This is a genomic window from Rufibacter sp. LB8, assembly GCF_014876185.1.
In the GTDB taxonomy this organism is placed as follows: domain Bacteria; phylum Bacteroidota; class Bacteroidia; order Cytophagales; family Hymenobacteraceae; genus Nibribacter.
This window is the reverse complement of sequence record NZ_JADALJ010000001.1, coordinates 245,181-261,610: the sequence shown is the minus strand read 5'-3', so window position 1 is coordinate 261,610 and position 16,430 is coordinate 245,181. Positions and strand designations below refer to the sequence as shown.

General features: G+C 53.4%; 12 protein-coding genes. 3 read left to right on the top strand and 9 right to left on the bottom strand.

The genetic code is table 11. The annotated features are described in order from the left end of the window. Window positions 1-141: 141 nt before the first annotated feature. The 9 genes from ilvA to IMY23_RS01060 form a co-directional block, all read right to left on the bottom strand. On the bottom strand, window positions 142-1,413 hold the full coding sequence (ilvA, locus tag IMY23_RS01100; RefSeq protein WP_192820283.1) for a threonine ammonia-lyase IlvA: 1,272 nt from the start codon (window positions 1,411-1,413) through the stop codon (window positions 142-144). Between the two features lie 279 nt (window positions 1,414-1,692). Then, a complete protein-coding gene (gene ilvC, locus IMY23_RS01095) occupies window positions 1,693-2,757 on the bottom strand; it encodes a ketol-acid reductoisomerase (RefSeq protein WP_192820282.1) in 1,065 nt (354 codons plus the stop codon). Window positions 2,758-3,074: 317 nt separating this feature from the next. Further along, the gene (gene ilvN / locus IMY23_RS01090; RefSeq protein ID WP_192820281.1) at window positions 3,075-3,683 is read right to left on the bottom strand and encodes an acetolactate synthase small subunit; all 609 of its coding nucleotides are present in this window, start codon (window positions 3,681-3,683) and stop codon (window positions 3,075-3,077) included. Window positions 3,684-3,701: 18 nt separating this feature from the next. After that, complete coding sequence (ilvB, locus tag IMY23_RS01085) at window positions 3,702-5,435, bottom strand: biosynthetic-type acetolactate synthase large subunit (protein WP_192820280.1); 1,734 nt, start codon at window positions 5,433-5,435, stop codon at window positions 3,702-3,704. Further along, window positions 5,398-7,119 (bottom strand): dihydroxy-acid dehydratase, encoded by a 1,722-nt coding sequence (ilvD, locus tag IMY23_RS01080; protein WP_192820279.1) that lies wholly within the window; start codon window positions 7,117-7,119, stop codon window positions 5,398-5,400. Before ilvD ends, ilvB begins: the two co-directional genes overlap by 38 nt. A 267-nt stretch (window positions 7,120-7,386) precedes the next feature. After that, entirely contained in the window at window positions 7,387-8,505 is a 1,119-nt protein-coding gene (gene leuB, locus IMY23_RS01075; protein WP_192820278.1) for a 3-isopropylmalate dehydrogenase, read from the bottom strand. Beyond that, the gene (gene leuD / locus IMY23_RS01070; protein WP_192820277.1) at window positions 8,493-9,089 is read right to left on the bottom strand and encodes a 3-isopropylmalate dehydratase small subunit; all 597 of its coding nucleotides are present in this window, start codon (window positions 9,087-9,089) and stop codon (window positions 8,493-8,495) included. The genes leuB and leuD overlap by 13 nt, the downstream gene beginning before the upstream one ends. Before the next feature lie 293 nt (window positions 9,090-9,382). Next, window positions 9,383-10,780 carry a 3-isopropylmalate dehydratase large subunit gene (leuC, locus tag IMY23_RS01065; RefSeq protein ID WP_192820276.1) on the bottom strand — a complete coding sequence of 466 codons (1,398 nt, stop codon included), beginning with the start codon at window positions 10,778-10,780 and terminating at the stop codon, window positions 9,383-9,385. A 98-nt stretch (window positions 10,781-10,878) separates the two neighbouring features. Beyond that, the gene (locus tag IMY23_RS01060) at window positions 10,879-12,045 is read right to left on the bottom strand and encodes a 2-isopropylmalate synthase (RefSeq protein WP_192820275.1); all 1,167 of its coding nucleotides are present in this window, start codon (window positions 12,043-12,045) and stop codon (window positions 10,879-10,881) included. Between the two features lie 179 nt (window positions 12,046-12,224). Between IMY23_RS01060 and IMY23_RS01055 the strand changes: the two genes are divergently transcribed. The 3 genes from IMY23_RS01055 to IMY23_RS01045 all read left to right on the top strand — a co-directional run bounded on the left by IMY23_RS01055 (window position 12,225) and on the right by IMY23_RS01045 (window position 16,414). Beyond that, a complete protein-coding gene (locus IMY23_RS01055; protein WP_225986366.1) occupies window positions 12,225-13,739 on the top strand; it encodes a hypothetical protein in 1,515 nt (504 codons plus the stop codon). Window positions 13,740-13,865: 126 nt separating this feature from the next. After that, window positions 13,866-15,209, top strand: coding sequence for an ATP-binding protein (locus IMY23_RS01050; RefSeq protein WP_192820273.1), 1,344 nt, complete (start codon window positions 13,866-13,868; stop codon window positions 15,207-15,209). 5 nt (window positions 15,210-15,214) lie between these two features. Continuing rightward, window positions 15,215-16,414 carry a lipopolysaccharide assembly protein LapB gene (locus tag IMY23_RS01045; RefSeq protein ID WP_192820272.1) on the top strand — a complete coding sequence of 400 codons (1,200 nt, stop codon included), beginning with the start codon at window positions 15,215-15,217 and terminating at the stop codon, window positions 16,412-16,414. The last annotated feature ends 16 nt before the right edge of the window (window positions 16,415-16,430 follow it).

Below are 16,430 nucleotides of genomic sequence, written 5' to 3'. Positions count from 1 at the left end.
ATACTTTTTGATAACAACTTCCTGCCGTGGAAGAAACCAAGAACAAAAGTTTTAAACGAAATACCCCGCCTCTTTTCACTGAAGCAGGGCATTTCACCAACAACAAACGCTAAACAAACTACAAAAAACGCAACTAAAAATTTACACAAACAAATTCAAAAATTCCTGCTTCCCATTCAGGTATTCATAGGCGAAGCCCTCTTCCAGCATTCTTCTCTTAATGGCTTCCACGTCTTGCGGGTGTTTCACTTCCACGCCGATGAACACGGGGCCTTTTTCTTTGTTGTTTTTCTTGATGTACTGGAAATGGATGATGTCGTCCTGGGGGTGCAGCACGCGGTTTACAAAAGTTCTGAGCGCGCCGGGCTGCTGGTTGAACGTGACCATGAAATAATGCTTGAGGCCCTGGTGCTGCAGCGCACGCTCCTTGATATCTTCCATACGGGTGATATCATTGTTGCTGCCGCTAATCACGCAGACTACATGCTTGCCCTCAATCTCGTCTTTAAAGGATTTCAACGCCGAGATAGTTAGCGTACCGGCCGGTTCCAACACCACGCCTTCCTCGTTGTACATTTTGAGAATGTCTTCGCAGATTTGGCCTTCGGGCACTAGAATGACCTCGTCCAGCAACTCGCGGCAGATGTCAAACGTCAATTTGCCGGGGCATTTCACGGCGGCGCCATCCACGAAGGAGTCAATTTTGTCCAGGGTCTGGCGCTTGCCTTCTTTGATGGATTGGTACATAGACGGCGCACCGGCCGGCTGCACGCCAATCAGTTTTGTGCCGGGGCTGAGTTGCTTGAACACACTGGAAACACCGCTGGCCAAGCCGCCCCCGCCTATGGGCATGAATAGGTAGTCAATGGAAAAATCAGCGTCCTTGAAAATCTCCAGCCCCACGGTGGCCTGGCCTTCAATAATGGCTAAATCATCAAAGGGCGGAATGAAGGTGCTGCCGCGGTCATCACAGAAGTCTTTGGCAGCTTTGAAGGTATCGTCGTAGGTAGCGCCGGTGAGCACCACTTCCACCCACTCCTTCCCGAAGAGGCGCACTTTGTTCACCTTCTGGGCGGGCGTTTGGGCGGGCATGAAAATATACCCCTTCACCCCCAACAGCTGACATGCATAAGCCACGCCCTGCGCATGGTTGCCGGCGCTGGAGCAGACAATCTCGCGCTCGCGTTCCTCTTGCCGCAGCGTGGACATTTTGTTGTACGCCCCGCGTATTTTGTAGGAACGCACAATTTGCAAGTCTTCGCGCTTCAGGTAAATGTCCGCGCCGTAGGTTTCAGAAAGCCAAAGGTTTTTCATCAAAGGCGTCTTGTAAATCACGCCCTTCAGGTTTTTGGCCGCCTTCTCCACGTTGCCCAAGGCCACCACGGTCTCTACTAAAGCTGTGTCTTCTTGCATGTTGGTTTGGTGAAAAAGCTGTTTTCGGCCTGATTTTTAAAAATCAGGCCGAAAACAGGAATTGGATTTTTGATTCTCCCCTTGAGAATGATTTGCTGTTTGTTACGGACAGGGCTTGACCTGTCCTTCACGGTGGCCAACGCTAGAACTTTCCTACGGAGGAGGCAAACGGCACCTGCAAAATGCGCAGACCAGCAATGCGTGGGGACAGGTCTAGCCCTGTCCCTACATTGTAAACATCCCCCGTCGCCCCCTTCAAAGGGGGAGTATCAAATAATGTTATACTTCTTCAGTTACTTCAACCTTTTTGCTGCGGAGTTGTCTTACCACGGCGCCGGTTTGCCATAATTCAGATTCGCGTACTTCTTTCAGTTCGGCTTCCAGTTCTGCGCGGTAGCCAGGCGTGGAACCGCGTTGGATGGTACGCTCGGCTTCTTTGCCAGAGGCCACGCTGTCATACAAATCGTTCAGAACGGGAAGGGTTGCTTCGCGGAATTTTCCTTTCCAATCGAGGGCGCCGCGCTGGGCGGTTACGGAGCAGTTGCTGAACATCCAGTCCATGCCGTTCTCACCTACCAAAGGCACCAAGCTCTGGGTCAGTTCTTCCACGGTTTCGTTGAAGGCCTCAGACGGAGAGTGTCCGCGCTCGCGCAACACCTGGTACTGGGCCTCAATGATGCCCGCCAAAGCGCCCATCAATACGCCGCGCTCACCGGTCAAATCAGAATAAACTTCTTTTTTAAAATCGGTCTCAAATAAATAGCCAGAACCTACGCCGATGCCCATGGCGATGGCCTTTTCGTACGCGTTGCCCGTAGCGTCCTGGAACACCGCAAACGATGAGTTCAACCCGCCACCGGCCTGAAACAGACGGCGCAAGCTGGTACCGCTGCCTTTGGGGGCCACCAAAATTACGTCTACATCGGCCGGAGGCACAATGCTGGTTTGCTCTTTGAACGTAATACCGAACCCGTGTGAGAAATACAGAGTCTTGCCAGGCTTCAGTCTTTCTTTCAACGTAGGCCAAACCGCAATCTGCCCGGCGTCTGACAACAGGTTGCAGATGATGGTTCCGCGCTCGGCGGCTTCTTCAATAGAGAACAAACTCACGCCTTCCTCAAAGCCGTCTTTCTTGGCACGCTCCCAAGACGGAGAATCCTGGCGCTGGCCCACAATCACGTTGAAGCCATTGTCGCGCATGTTCAATGCCTGGCCGGGGCCCTGCACGCCGTAGCCAATCACGGCAATGGTTTCGTCTTTCAGGAAATCCAAGGCTTTCTCTAACGGATATTCTTCGCGGGTGACAACGGTTTCTTCTACACCGCCGAAATTGATTTTTGCCATTTTACTGTGGGTTAATAAGTGTTATTAGTTGGTTTACAGGTTACTTTTTTGATTTGCGTTTTCGGCCTCGTTTTTGAAAATCAGGCCGAAAACAGCTTTTCCTTTTTTATGTTTTCTGGCGCGAGTCTCCAGACTCGTGCCGATGGATGCGTGGAGTCTCCAGACTCCATTTTCCCGCATGTTCTTTTCGCAGTTCCCAGCGAGTCTGGAGACTCGCTTCAACCTTTGTCACGAGACTTTAGTCTCGCGCCAGTTTGGATGGTGAGTTTTCTGTTTTCGGCCTTATTTTCAAAAACGAGGCCGAAAACAGGAATATGTTACATCGTAAATACCTTCTCTCTACTATCCAGGAATTCGTTTTCTACTACTTCGTGGCCGGGTTCGGCGCGCTCAAATTCGCGGAGTTTTCTGTTGAAGCCGTCGCTGTCTTTGATGATGGCCACGCGGGCGCTGCGCACGAATTCAATAAGGCCGTAGGGCTGCAAGACTCTAATCAGGGCATCAGTTTCCTCCCGGTGGCCGGTGGTCTCGAAGACGGTGTAATCCGTCCGGATGGCCACCACGCGGGCGCCGTTTTCGCGGAGCAGGCGTTCTACTTTGGCTTTCTCGGCAATCACTTCGGTGGGCACTTTGTAGAGAGCCATTTCCTGCCAAATCACGTCGTCGTTGGTGTTGAAATACACCTTGAGAACCTCAATCTGCTTCTCAATCTGCTTGGCAATTTTGCTCACCACTTCCTCGGTCACGTGAATGACAATGTTGAACCGGTGGATGCCTTCAATCTCGGAGGGCGAGGTATTCAGGCTCTCAATGTTGATTTTGCGGCGCGAGAAAATCATAGCGATGCGGTTGAGCAAGCCAATCTGGTTCTCGGTATACACCGTGATGTTGAATTCCTGCTTTTCGGGGTGCGTTTGGTCGGTCATACTAGTCTAGTTAAGCACCTATTTCAATCTAATTTCGCTCACGCTGCAGCCCTGCGGCACCATGGGGAACACATTGTTTTCTTTGGTCACCATCACCTCCAGCAGGAAAGAACCGGGGTTGCTGAGCATTTCCTTCAGGGCATTTGTTAAATCCTCGCGCTGGTTGATGCTGCGGCCGGCAATGCCGTAACCTTTGGCCACCTGCACGTAATCAGGGCTGGTGATGTCCACAAACGAGTAGCGGCGTTCATGGAAAAGCTCCTGCCATTGGCGCACCATGCCCAGAAACTGGTTGTTCAGAATCAGGATTTTCACGTCGATGCCGCTCTGCATAATAGTGCCCAACTCCTGGATGGTCATCTGCACGCCGCCGTCGCCAATCACGGCGACCACGGTGCGGTCTGGCGCGCCAAACTTAGCCCCGATGGCCGCCGGCAACGCGAAGCCCATGGTGCCCAAACCGCCGCTGGTGATGTTGCTGCGGGTGTGGTTGAGCTTGGCGTAACGGCAGGCCACCATCTGGTGCTGGCCCACGTCGGTGACAATGATGGCTTCGCCTTTGGTGAGTTCATTCAATTGCTGTATCACCTCGCCCATGGTCATTTCACCGCTGGCGGGGAACAGTTCTTCCCGTATCACAGCGTCAATCTCCTTCTGCTCAAATTCCCGGAATTGGGCCAGCCAGTCGGTGTGTTTTTTGGTTTCCACCAGTTGCGTGAGCAGCGGCAAGGTTTCTTTGCAGTCGCCCCAAACGGGCACGGTGGTCTTCACGTTCTTGTCAATCTCGGCGGGGTCAATGTCCAGGTGGATGACCTTGGCCTGCTTGGCGTATTTGTCCAGGCGGCCGGTCACGCGGTCATCGAAGCGCATGCCAATGGCAATCAGCACGTCGCATTCGTTCGTCATCACGTTGGGGCCGTAGTTGCCGTGCATGCCCAGCATGCCCACGTTCTGCGGATGGTCGGTGGGCAAAGCGCCCGCGCCCATAATGGTCCAGGCGGCCGGAATGCCGGTTTTCTCCAGGAACGCCTTGAATTCTGCTTCGGCGGAGCCGAGCATGACGCCCTGCCCCCAAAGCACAAACGGTTTTTTGGCTTTATTTATCAACTCAGCCGCAGCGCGGATGTATTCTTTCCGGACAATCGGCTTGGGCCGATAGCTTCTAATATGGTCGCACGGCGTGTAACCCTGGAAATCAAACTTTTGGAGCTGCGCGTTTTTGGTGATGTCAATCAAGACTGGGCCGGGCCGGCCGCTGCGCGCGATGTGGAACGCCTTGGCCAACACTTCCGGAATCTCGGTGGCATCCGTAATCTGGTAGTTCCATTTGGTCACGGGCGTGGTAATGCCAATCACATCGGCCTCCTGAAAGGCATCGGTGCCCAGCAAATGCGCGAATACCTGGCCGGTGATGCACACCAAGGGCGTGGAATCAATCTGCGCATCGGCGAGGCCGGTGACTAAATTGGTAGCGCCGGGGCCACTGGTCGCGAACACCACGCCTACTTTCCCAGAGCTTCGGGCGTAGCCCTGACCGGCATGGATGCCGCCTTGCTCATGGCGCACCAATATGTGTTTCAGGTCGCCCTCAAAGTCATAGAGCGCGTCATAGATGGGCATGATGGCGCCGCCCGGATAACCGAAAATGGTATCTGTGCCTTCCACCACCAAAGCGTGCAGCAGAGCTTGGCTACCGCTTAGCTGGGTGCCGGTTTCAGGCGAGGCTGGGGCTTGTTTCTCTTGCGTTAACATAGGCTTCTTCTGCTAAATCGGTTACGCAGCCGTGGCTGGCATCACTTACGGTTCTCAAATATTTCAGCAACACTCCTTGCGAGGCGTTGGGTTTTGGTCTTTGCCATTGCAAACGGCGCAGGGCTAACTCGCCTTCTTCCACATTTACCTGAATCACGTTTTTAGCCGCATCCAGCACTATCCAATCACCGTCTTCCACCAAGGCGATGGTACCGCCGTCATATGCTTCCGGGGTCACGTGCCCAATCACAAAGCCGTGGGTGCCGCCGGAGAAACGGCCATCGGTAATCAAGGCCACGCTGGAGCCTAGCCCTGCGCCAATAATGGCGGAAGTAGGCTTGAGCATCTCCGGCATGCCCGGACCGCCTTTGGGGCCCACGTACCGGATGACGACGACGTGGCCCGGTTTCACTTTGCCCAGGGAGATGCCTTCGTTCAGTTCATCTTCTGAGTCAAACACCACGGCCGGGCCTTCAAACCGAAGCCCTTCTTTGCCCGTGATTTTGGCCACCGCGCCTTTAGACGCCAGATTGCCGTACAGCACCTGAATGTGGCCATCGCCTTTCATGGGGTTGTCAAACGGTCTTAATAAGTCCTGCTCTGGTCCCAGGGGTTGCACATTTTCTAAATTCTCCGCGATGGTTTTGCCGGTCACGGTGAGTAAATCTCCGTTCAGGTAACCAGCGTTCAAGAGCGTTTTCATGACGGCCGGAACGCCTCCTATGGCAGCCAAATCTTCCATCAAATACTTGCCACTGGGTTTCAAATCGGCCAGGAACGGCACGCGGTTGCTCACCGCCTGGAAATCTTCGATGGTCAGTTTCACACCTGCCGCATGCGCGATGGCGATTAAGTGGATGACCGCGTTGGTAGAGCCGCCCAGCACGGTAATCAGTACCATGGCGTTCTCAAAAGCTGCGCGGGTCAGGATGTCTTTGGGTTTGATGTCTTTCTCCAGCAGGTTGCGCAGGTACTCACCGGTGCTCAGGCATTCATCCTGCTTTTCTTGGCTTACTGCCACCGAGGAAGACGAATACGGCACTGACATGCCCAGCGCCTCGGCCGCCGAGGCCATGGTGTTGGCCGTGTACATGCCGCCGCACGCGCCCGGGCCCGGACACGCGTTGTTGATGATACCGCGGTAATCTTCTTCTGAGATATTGCCGTTCAGTTTCTGGCCGTACGCCTCAAAGCAAGACACAATGTTCAGTTTCTGGCCCTTGAAGTTTCCGCCTTTGATGGTGCCGCCGTACACCATTAAGCTGGGGCGGTTTAATCTTGCCATCGCCATCAAAGCACCCGGCATGTTCTTGTCGCAGCCTACCACGCAGGCCAGGGCATCATAGTAGTGCGCGCCGACCATGGCTTCAATGGAATCAGCAATAATCTCGCGGCTCACCAACGAATAGCGCATGCCCGCGTTGCCGTTGGTGATGCCGTCGCTCACGCCAATGGTGTTAAACCGAAGGCCTACCAACCCTTGCTCCTGCACACCTTGCTTCACCACATCAGCGAGGTCATTCAAGTGCATGTTGCAGGTGTTACCGTCAAAACCTGTAGAGGCGATGCCCACGAACGGCTTGCGCAAATCGGCTTCGGACAAGCCGGAGCCTATGAGCATGGCCTGCGAGGCGGGCAAGCTGTCGTCTTTGGTGTAAATGCTGCTGTATTTGTTTAAACACATGGTGTTAAAATTGGCCCCACCCCAACCCCTCCCCAACGGAGAGGGGCTTTGAGATAAAGCGTTGTATTAATTGTATTGCGTTTTTGGCCTTGTTTTTGAAAATAAGAGCCAAAACAGGTTTTCTTCTTCTCCTTAGTCTGTCCCCTGACAGACCGAGGAGTCAGTTTTAGATTATTGATGCTTCTGTTTTCGGCCTCATTTCTGAAAATAAGGCCGAAAACGCTTCGGCGGAAAGCCCCTCTCCGCTGGGGAGGGGTTGGGGTGGGGCTAAATAATAGTGGTCAAGCCAAACTGTACCTCTTTCAGATGCCGGAAACATTCGCCGCCTTCCTGCACGTAATCGGCAATGAAGGTGCCGACTTGCTCGGTGGTGAAAGGGCGCTCGCTGTTGAGTTCGGGGGTGAGCACGTTTTTCTCCAGGGCGTAATCCACGGCTTCTTTCACAAGGGCAGCTTCCTCAAACAGTCCAAAATGCTCCAGCATCAACCCCACGGAAAGAATAGTGGCGATGGGATTGGCAATTCCCAAACCTTTGCCCTGCGGGAACGATCCGTGGATGGGCTCAAACAACGCGGCGGTCTCCCCTACCGAGGCCGAGGGCAGCAAGCCCAACGAACCCGCAATTACCGAAGCTTCGTCTGAAATGATATCACCGAACATGTTCTCGGTGAGAATCACGTCAAACTGCCGCGGGTTCAAAATCATCTGCATGGCGGCGTTGTCCACGAACAAATAATCAACGGCCACGCTGGGGTATTCCGGGGTAATCTGCTGTACCACTTCGCGCCAAAGCCGGGAGGTTTCCAGCACGTTGGCTTTGTCTACCAGGGTCAGTTTGTTGCGGCGGGTAGTAGCCGCTTTAAAGGCCAGGTGCGCAATGCGCTCAATTTCCTCTTTGGAATAAAAGCAGTTGTCAAACGCGCCGTGTTCGGTGCGGCCTTTCTCGCCGAAGTAAATGCCGCCGGTCAACTCGCGGTAAATCACCATGTCCACACCCGAGATTCTATCAGCTTTCAGCGGCGAATAGCCCAGGAGCACGTCATAGGCGGTCACCGGACGAATATTGGCGAACAAACCCAGGGACTTTCTCAGGCGCAACAGACCTTGCTCCGGACGCACTTTGGCGGCGGGGTTGTTGTCGTATTTCGGGTCCCCGATGGCTCCGAGCAAAATGGCATCGGCTTCAAAACAGGCTTGCAGGGTAGACTCGGGCAGCGGGTCGCCGGTGGCGTCAATGGCGCAGGCGCCCATCAGCTGCACGTCCAGCTCAAACTGATGTCCGAACCGCTCCGACACCGCCTGCAACACTTTCAAGGCCTCGGAACAGACTTCCGGCCCGATGCCGTCGCCGGGTAACACGGCTATTCTTTTGGTTAATATGCCCATGGTCTGGTGCTTTCGTATTGTTCAATGGCCTGCTTCTGGTTGACTAAAAAGTCAATGTCGTCATAGCCGTTAATCATGCATTCTTTCTTGTAAGCGTCCAACTGGAACGGGATTTTCTCTTCCCACACCGGCACCTCCAACTCCTGGTTCACTAAGTTCACCACCAATTTGGTCTGCGGGTCGGCTTCTAGCTGGGCAAACAATCTGACCAAAACTTTATCGCTCACCTGCAGCGGCAACAAGCCGTTATTGAGGGCGTTGCCTTTGAAAATATCGGCGAAGAAGCTGGAGATAACCACCTTGAACCCGGCATCATGAATGGCCCAGGCGGCGTGTTCCCGGCTGCTGCCGCACCCGAAGTTCTTGCCCGCCACCAATATTCTGCCGCTGTACCGACTGTTGTTCAGCACAAAATCCGCCTTTGGCTGGCCGGCATTGTCAAAGCGCCAGTCGCGGAACAGATTCTCCCCGAAGCCCTCACGCGAGGTGGCCTTTAAAAAGCGTGCCGGGATAATCTGGTCAGTATCTATGTTCTCAATCGGCAGCGGAACCGCCGTGGATTGAAGTATCTCAAACTTTTCCATTTAACTGTCTTATGTGCAACAAAGCACTTTACAATTCTTTATTTGGTCGTCCCCCTTTGAAGGGGGTTGGGGGATGATTACTCGTGCTAAAAATCGCCTTCACGAGAACCATTTTAAAACTCTTTATGGCTTTTGCTTTTGCTTCTTTCTGCTCATCCGGATTTATCAATCCGGATGTCTTCTGTCGGGGATTTATCAATCCCCGTTTTTAATCTCTTGCCACGGGGATTGGTAAATCCCCGACAGAGTGGTTCGGGATTGGTAAATCCCGAACAGCGGTCTGCAGTTAGCGCCTAATTCAGGTATTGGGTGATGTCCACAATCTTTCCTTCCACGGCCGTGATGGCAGCCACCAGTGGACTTGCCAATAAAGTGCGGGAACCGGGTCCCTGACGGCCCTCAAAATTGCGATTAGAGGTAGAGACGCAGTAGGCCCCGGCCGGAATTTTGTCTTCGTTCATGGCCAGGCAGGCGCTGCAACCGGGCTCACGTAGTTCAAAACCGGCGGCGGCCAGCACTTTGTCTATTCCTTCTTCAATGGCCTGTTTTTCTACCTGCTTGGAACCCGGCACAATGATGGCCTCTACGTGCGCGGCTTTCTGCTTGCCCTGCACGTATTTGGCCACCTGGCGCAAATCTTCAATGCGGGAGTTGGTGCAGGACCCGATGAACACATACTGAATTTCCTTGCCCAGCAACGACTCGCCAGGGGCGAAGCCCATGTACTGCAATGATTTCCGGTAGCTGGCTTGCTCGCTGGCAGCCACGTTCATGGGAATAAAAGCGTTCAGCGCCATGCCCATACCCGGGTTGGTCCCGAACGTAATCATGGGCGCGATGTCTGCCGCCTGAAAAGTGAATTCCTGGTCAAAAGCGGCGCTTTCATCGGTAAACAAAGTAGACCAGTATGCTACGGCCTGCTCCCAGCGCTCGCCTTTGGGCGCGAACTCACGGCCTTTTAAATACTCAAAGGTGGTTTGGTCTGGCGCAATCAGCCCGCCGCGGGCGCCCATTTCAATGGACATGTTGCAGACGGTCATGCGGCCTTCCATGCTCAGGTTGCGGAACGCGCTGCCGGCGTACTCCACAAAATAGCCCGTGGCGCCGCCGGTGCCCAACTTTGAAATCACATACAGAATAATGTCTTTGGCACTCACGCCGGGTTTCACGTCTCCGTTCACCGTAATACGCATGCTTTTGGGCTTGCTCACCAACAGACACTGCGAGGCGAATACTTGCGCCACCTGGCTGGTTCCAATACCGAAGGCAATGGCCCCGAAGGCACCGTGCGTAGAAGTGTGGCTATCGCCGCAAACGATGGTCATGCCCGGTTGGGTGATGCCCAATTCTGGCCCAATCACGTGCACGATTCCTTGTTTCTGGTGGCCCAGGCCATACAGTTCAATGTTGTGCTTGGCGCAGTTCTCCGTCAATTTATCTACCTGAAACCGGGACATGGGTTCCTGAATGGGCAGATGCTGGTTTTTGGTAGGTACGTTGTGGTCAGCGGTGGCGACAATCTGCTCCTTGCGGTACAAGGGCAAGCCGCGCGCTTCTATCTCGTCAAAAGCCTGGGGGCTGGTTACTTCATGAATCAGGTGGCGGTCAATGTAAAACACATCCAAACCAGCATTCGGAATGGATTTGACTACGTGCGCGTCCCAAATCTTATCTACTAATGTTTTTGCCATTGTTGGTTGTGCTTCTTAATGCTGTGGGCGGGTTTTGTGTTTCTAAATTCCGGTATTACCGTTCGCCCACAAGTTCCTTTCAGGATGACAGAGAGTGGTTAGGTAGCCGAAACTAAATTGTCCTGCTCCACCATCACGTGGAGGTCTTCGTCTACTACTTCTTTCTTTTTGTCGGCCACGGCTAAAAAAGCGGCGTAGGCTTTGTCCAGGGCTTCTTTCTCCAGGGCATAACCTAACTTCTGCATACGGTAGGCCAACGCGGCGCGGCCAGAGCGGGCGGTTAAAACAATGGAAGAATCCTCAGCTCCTACTTCTTTAGGGTCGATGATTTCGTAGGTTTCCCGGTGCTTGATGACACCGTCCTGGTGAATGCCGCTGCTGTGCGCGAAGGCGTTGGCGCCCACAATGGCCTTGTTGGGTTGCACGTTCATGCGCATCATGTGACTCACCAAATGCGAGGTTTCGGTCAAAAGCTTGGTATTTACGCTGGTGTCTAACTTTAAATAAGGGTGCTGCCGGAGAATCATAACCACTTCCTCCAACGCCGTATTTCCGGCGCGCTCGCCTACCCCGTTAATAGTACACTCAATCTGGCGGGCTCCGTTCACCACGCCGGCGATGGAGTTGGCGGTGGCCAAACCCAGGTCATTGTGGCAATGCGTGGAAAGGGTCACGTTCTGCACGCCGCGCACGTTCTCGTAGAGGTATTTTATCTTCGCACCGTATTCTTCGGGCAGGCAGTAGCCGGTGGTGTCTGGAATGTTCAAGACGGTAGCGCCCGCTTTGATAACGGCTTCGCAGACCATGGCCAGGAACTCGTTGTCGGTGCGGCCAGCGTCTTCGGCGTAGAACTCCACGTCTTCCACAAAACTTTTGGCGTACTTTACGGCCCAGACGGCGCGCTCAATCACATCTGCCTGGGTGGTGCGCAGCTTGTATTTCACGTGCGAATCTGAGGTGCCTATGCCCGTATGAATTCTGGGATAGCGGGCGCTTTTCAAGGCCTCGGCGGCCACTTTAATATCATTTTCCACCGCGCGGGACAAGCCGCAGACCGTGGCTTCCTTGGTTTGGGCCGCAATGGCCTGGATGGCGGCAAAGTCGCCGGGGCTGGAAACCGCGAAGCCTGCTTCTATTACATTCACGCCCAGAAGTTCCAGTTGCCGCGCGATGATTAACTTTTCATCCATGTTTAATTTGCAGCCGGGTACTTGCTCCCCATCGCGCAGCGTTGTATCAAATATTTGTATCTTCTGGACCGACATTGTTTCTTTGGCTTCTTGTTCTTTACAAAGAAGCAGGTAGTTCTGCCATCCCGAAAAACTTTTTTAGGCCAGTTTACTATTTCCAAGAGGTCTATTTACAAAACCATCAACTTGAAAATCAATATTTTACGTCCTTTTCAGTTACAATGCCCAGCCAAAATATTGACCCCATTTTTCAATTGATAAAATCACTGACGCCCTCTGAGAAACGCCATTTCAGGTTGTTCACCAACAAGAGCGGCTCCAGCGAGGACCTCAAGTTCCTGCAGCTCTTTGACGCCTTGGAGCAGCAGGAAAGCCTGAACGAGGAAAAGGTGCTGAAGCAGGTGCCCAGCATTAAGAAAGCCCAGTTGGCTAACCTCAAAAACAACCTATACAAACACCTGCTCTCCAGCCTCAGAACCTACCATGCCGCCCAGAACCTGGACATTCAACTGCACGAGCAACTAGACTACGCGCGCGTACTCTATAATAAAGGCTTCTACCAGCAGAGCCTGAAAATGCTGGACAAGGTGAAAGTGACGGCGCTGGAATATGAATTGCCCCACATCGCCCTCACCGCCATCGACTTTGAGAAACTAATTGAGAGTCAGTACATTACCAGAAGTTTAAGCGGCCGCGCCGATAGCCTGACCCAGGAAGCCACCGCCGTTTCCACGCACATCGCGCAGATGCACCGGCTCTCCAACGTGGCGCTGCGGCTGTACGGCCTGTACCTGAAAGTCGGCCTGGCCCGCAATCAGGAAGATTATGATTCCATCACTACTTTTTTCCAGGAGAACCTGCCCGAAATAGACAACCAGCGGGCGGGCTTCTACGAGAAACTATACTTCCACCAGGCGCACGTGTGGTATTACCTGATGATTCAGGACTTCAGGAACTGCTACCGCGCCGCGCAGAAGTGGGTAGATTTGTTTGACGAGTACCCGCACATGAAGGAGCGCCGGCCGGTGCTCTACATCAAGGGCATGCACAACCTGCTCAACGCCCTCTACAACTTGCTGTACCATTCCAAATTCACGGCGGTGCTGCAGCAGCTGGAGGAATTTGCCGCCGACCCCAAGCGGAAATCAAACGCCAACATTGACACGCTGCTCTTCCTGTACCTCACCACCAATAAAATAAACGCCTACTTTCTGGAGGGCAACTTCACCGAAGGCCTGCAGGTGATTCCAGGCGTTCTGCAGAACCTGGAAGGTTTTCAGGCGCAGCTGGACCCGCACCGCATGCTGGTGTTTTACTACAAAATCGCCAGTTTATATTTTGGGAGCGGTAATTTCAAGAAGGCGATTGAATATCTGAACAAAGTCATCCACCACCGCAACACCAGCTTGCGCGAGGACCTGCAATGCTTCGCCCGTATCTTAAACCTGATTGCCCACTACGAAGCCGGCTACGACGATGACACCCTGGATTACCAGATACGAACCGTCTACCATTTCCTGGGCAAGATGGACAACCAACAGCAGATGCAGGTGGAGATTTTCAAGTTTCTACGCAACGTGGGCGGCATTGCCCCGCACCAGGTACGCGATGCGTTTGCAGAGCTGAAAGAACGATTGATTGCCATCTCAGAGAATCCGTTTGAGCGCCGCCCATTCCTGTATCTGGACATTATTTCCTGGTTGGAAAGCAAGATTGAAAACGTGCCGGTGCAGGAGATTATGCGCCGGAAGGCTGGAAGGTTAAAGTAAGCCGTTTTTGGCCTTGTTTCTGGAAATGAGGCCGAAAACGGAAACGGAGCGGGTTTTGCCGCTGCCCCGTTGGCTCAACTTAAAAAATAGTGGTACCTTAACAAGACCAAATCAAGCGTACAACCCATGACCCCATCTGAAGAGGCCGCGCTGCCCGCCTTGCTGGAAGCCTTATCGTTTTCACCCGACAATGTGCCGCTACGCAAACACGTGGCTGCTATTTATACCAAGCTTAACAAGCTGGAAGAAGCCGAAGCTCACTTACTCCTGGCCTTGCCCCACGCCCCGCAAGATAATTCCCTGAAATTGCAGCTGGCTCAAACCTTTTTCAAACGCGGCAAATACTCAGCGGCGTTTGTGGTGGTAGAAGAGTTGCACACCTCAGATTATAGCCCCGCCGAAGTGGATTTGCTGCACGCCCGCCTCCTGCTGGCCACGCAAGAACCGGAACAAGCCCTGGAGAAATACCGCCAGGCCACCAGCCAAAACCCCGGTTTGCAAGATGCGGCATTGGAGGCAGAAATTATGGCGCAGGCGCACCCCGGCGTATCGGCCCAAGACTTGAAAGTGCCTTCAGAAGCGCAGGCCATTGAAACCAGCAGCCAGGTTGAAAGACCCACCATCAAATTCAAAGATGTGGGCGGCATGGAAAAGGTGAAAGAGGAGATTGAGATGAAAATCATCCATCCGCTAAAGCACCCAGATTTGTACAAGGCCTACGGCAAGAAAATTGGCGGCGGAATCCTGATGTACGGTCCGCCGGGCTGCGGGAAAACCTTGTTGGCCCGCGCCACAGCCGGTGAGGTGAACGCGTCGTTTATCTCGGTGGGCATCAATGACATACTGGACATGTGGATTGGCAACTCAGAGAAAAACCTGCACCAGGTCTTTGAACTGGCCCGCGCCCAGGCACCCTGCGTGTTGTTTTTTGACGAAGTAGACGCCCTGGGCGCCAGCCGTAACGATATGCGCAAAAGCGGCGGCCGGCACCTCATCAACCAATTCTTGTCTGAGCTAGACGGCGTAGAATATTCTAATGAAGGCGTTCTGATTCTGGCTGCCACCAACACGCCCTGGAACATGGACTCGGCGTTCCGGCGGCCGGGGCGTTTTGACCGCATTGTGTTTGTGACGCCACCCGACCAACCGGCCCGCCAAACTATTCTGGACGTGATGCTGGAAGGCAAACCCACCCACAAACTCAACACCGAGGCCCTCGCCAAAAAAGCCAAAGATTTCTCCGGGGCAGATTTGAAAGCCGTGGTAGACGTGGCCGTGGAGCAAAAGCTGCGCGAATCCATGAAAAAAGGCGTGGCGCTGCCGCTGGAGCAGAATGATTTGAGCAAAGCGGTGGACCAGGTGCGGCCTTCTACCAAAGAATGGTTCGGGACGGCCCGCAACTACGCGTTGTACTCCAATGAAAACGGCCTGTATGACGAAATCCTGGACTACCTGGGCCTAAAGAAATAACTTTTATGGAAGCAATGTACCAAAGCCGGGCCCTGTTGCTTATTCAGCAGGGCAAGTTTGACCTGGCCGAAAAAGAACTGCGCAGCGCCCTCACCCAGGATATTCACAACGCCCTCAACCACGCGTACCTGGCGCTTTGCCTGGCCAACCTCAAGAAATTCAAAGAGGCCCAGCAAGAAGCACAACTCGCCATTGCCGAGGAACCAGATTTAGCCTTCGCCCATTATATTTTGAGCGTCATCCACTTTGATGAAGATCGCCTGAAAGAAAGCGAGGCTGCCATTAAAGAAGCCCTGGAATTAGACCCTGAGGAAGCGGCTTTTTACCACATACTAGGCAACATCCATTTCAGGCGGCGCGCCTGGCAAAAGGCCTTAGATGCTGCTAATCTAGGCTTAGCCCTGGACCCCGAAGACGTAGATTGCCTGAACCTGCAGGCCCGCGCCTTAAACCGCCTGGGCGAGAAAAACCTGGCCAATCAATCGTTTACTAATGCGTTTCAGCATGCGCCAGAGAACCATGAAACCCATGCCAACCAAGGCTGGGTGTACCTGGAGCAGAACGAACACAAACTGGCCTTGCAGCATTTTCAGGAAGCGCTGCGCCTAGACCCTACCTCAGAGTTCGCCCGCGAAGGGTTGTTAGAAGCCCTGAAAGCGAAATATTGGGTGTACCGGGCCTTTTTGCAGTTCAGCTTTAAGATCTCCTCCATCAGTGGCGCGGCCAGGTGGGCCTTGTTTATTGGCGTCTATGTTTTGGTGCGGGTCATGCCCTTGCTCTTGCCGTTTTATTTGATGCTGGTCTTTTTCTCCTGGTTCTCAGACCTCATTTTCAACACCTTACTTCGGTTTAACCGCTACGGAAGAATGGTTTTGAACCAGGAAGAAATCAAGGGCTCCAACTTGTTTTTAGCCTTGTTCCTGGGCGGAATCTCCGCTTTGGCGGTGAACAAGATTTTTAGGATCGAAGAGGCCATTCCCATAGGCGTGGTGTTGTTGGGCATGTTGTTCCCGGTGGCGGGCACGCTGCAATTGTCTAATAAAAAATCAAGGAAAAAATCTTTCTATGTGGCTTCAGCCATTGGGGTTTTGGGTGCGGTTGCCATTTTAGCCGCGTTTGTAAACCCTGAACTTGGCTCTACCCTGCTGTCCGGGTTCTATATTTCGGCGCTGTTGTATACCTGGTTCCGGATGTCGCTTTCGTAAAATGCCTTCCGTTTTA

Bases quoted from the DNA above. Each gene is read 5' to 3' on its own strand.
- ilvA (WP_192820283.1), bottom strand. From the start codon at position 1,413: ATGCAAGAAGACACAGCTTTAGTAGAGACCGTGGTGGCCTTGGGCAAC.
- ilvC (WP_192820282.1), bottom strand. From the start codon at position 2,757: ATGGCAAAAATCAATTTCGGCGGTGTAGAAGAAACCGTTGTCACCCGC.
- ilvN (WP_192820281.1), bottom strand. From the start codon at position 3,683: ATGACCGACCAAACGCACCCCGAAAAGCAGGAATTCAACATCACGGTG.
- ilvB (WP_192820280.1), bottom strand. From the start codon at position 5,435: ATGTTAACGCAAGAGAAACAAGCCCCAGCCTCGCCTGAAACCGGCACC.
- ilvD (WP_192820279.1), bottom strand. From the start codon at position 7,119: ATGTGTTTAAACAAATACAGCAGCATTTACACCAAAGACGACAGCTTG.
- leuB (WP_192820278.1), bottom strand. From the start codon at position 8,505: ATGGGCATATTAACCAAAAGAATAGCCGTGTTACCCGGCGACGGCATC.
- leuD (WP_192820277.1), bottom strand. From the start codon at position 9,089: ATGGAAAAGTTTGAGATACTTCAATCCACGGCGGTTCCGCTGCCGATT.
- leuC (WP_192820276.1), bottom strand. From the start codon at position 10,780: ATGGCAAAAACATTAGTAGATAAGATTTGGGACGCGCACGTAGTCAAA.
- IMY23_RS01060 (WP_192820275.1), bottom strand. From the start codon at position 12,045: ATGTCGGTCCAGAAGATACAAATATTTGATACAACGCTGCGCGATGGG.
- IMY23_RS01050 (WP_192820273.1), top strand. From the start codon at position 13,866: ATGACCCCATCTGAAGAGGCCGCGCTGCCCGCCTTGCTGGAAGCCTTA.
- IMY23_RS01045 (WP_192820272.1), top strand. From the start codon at position 15,215: ATGGAAGCAATGTACCAAAGCCGGGCCCTGTTGCTTATTCAGCAGGGC.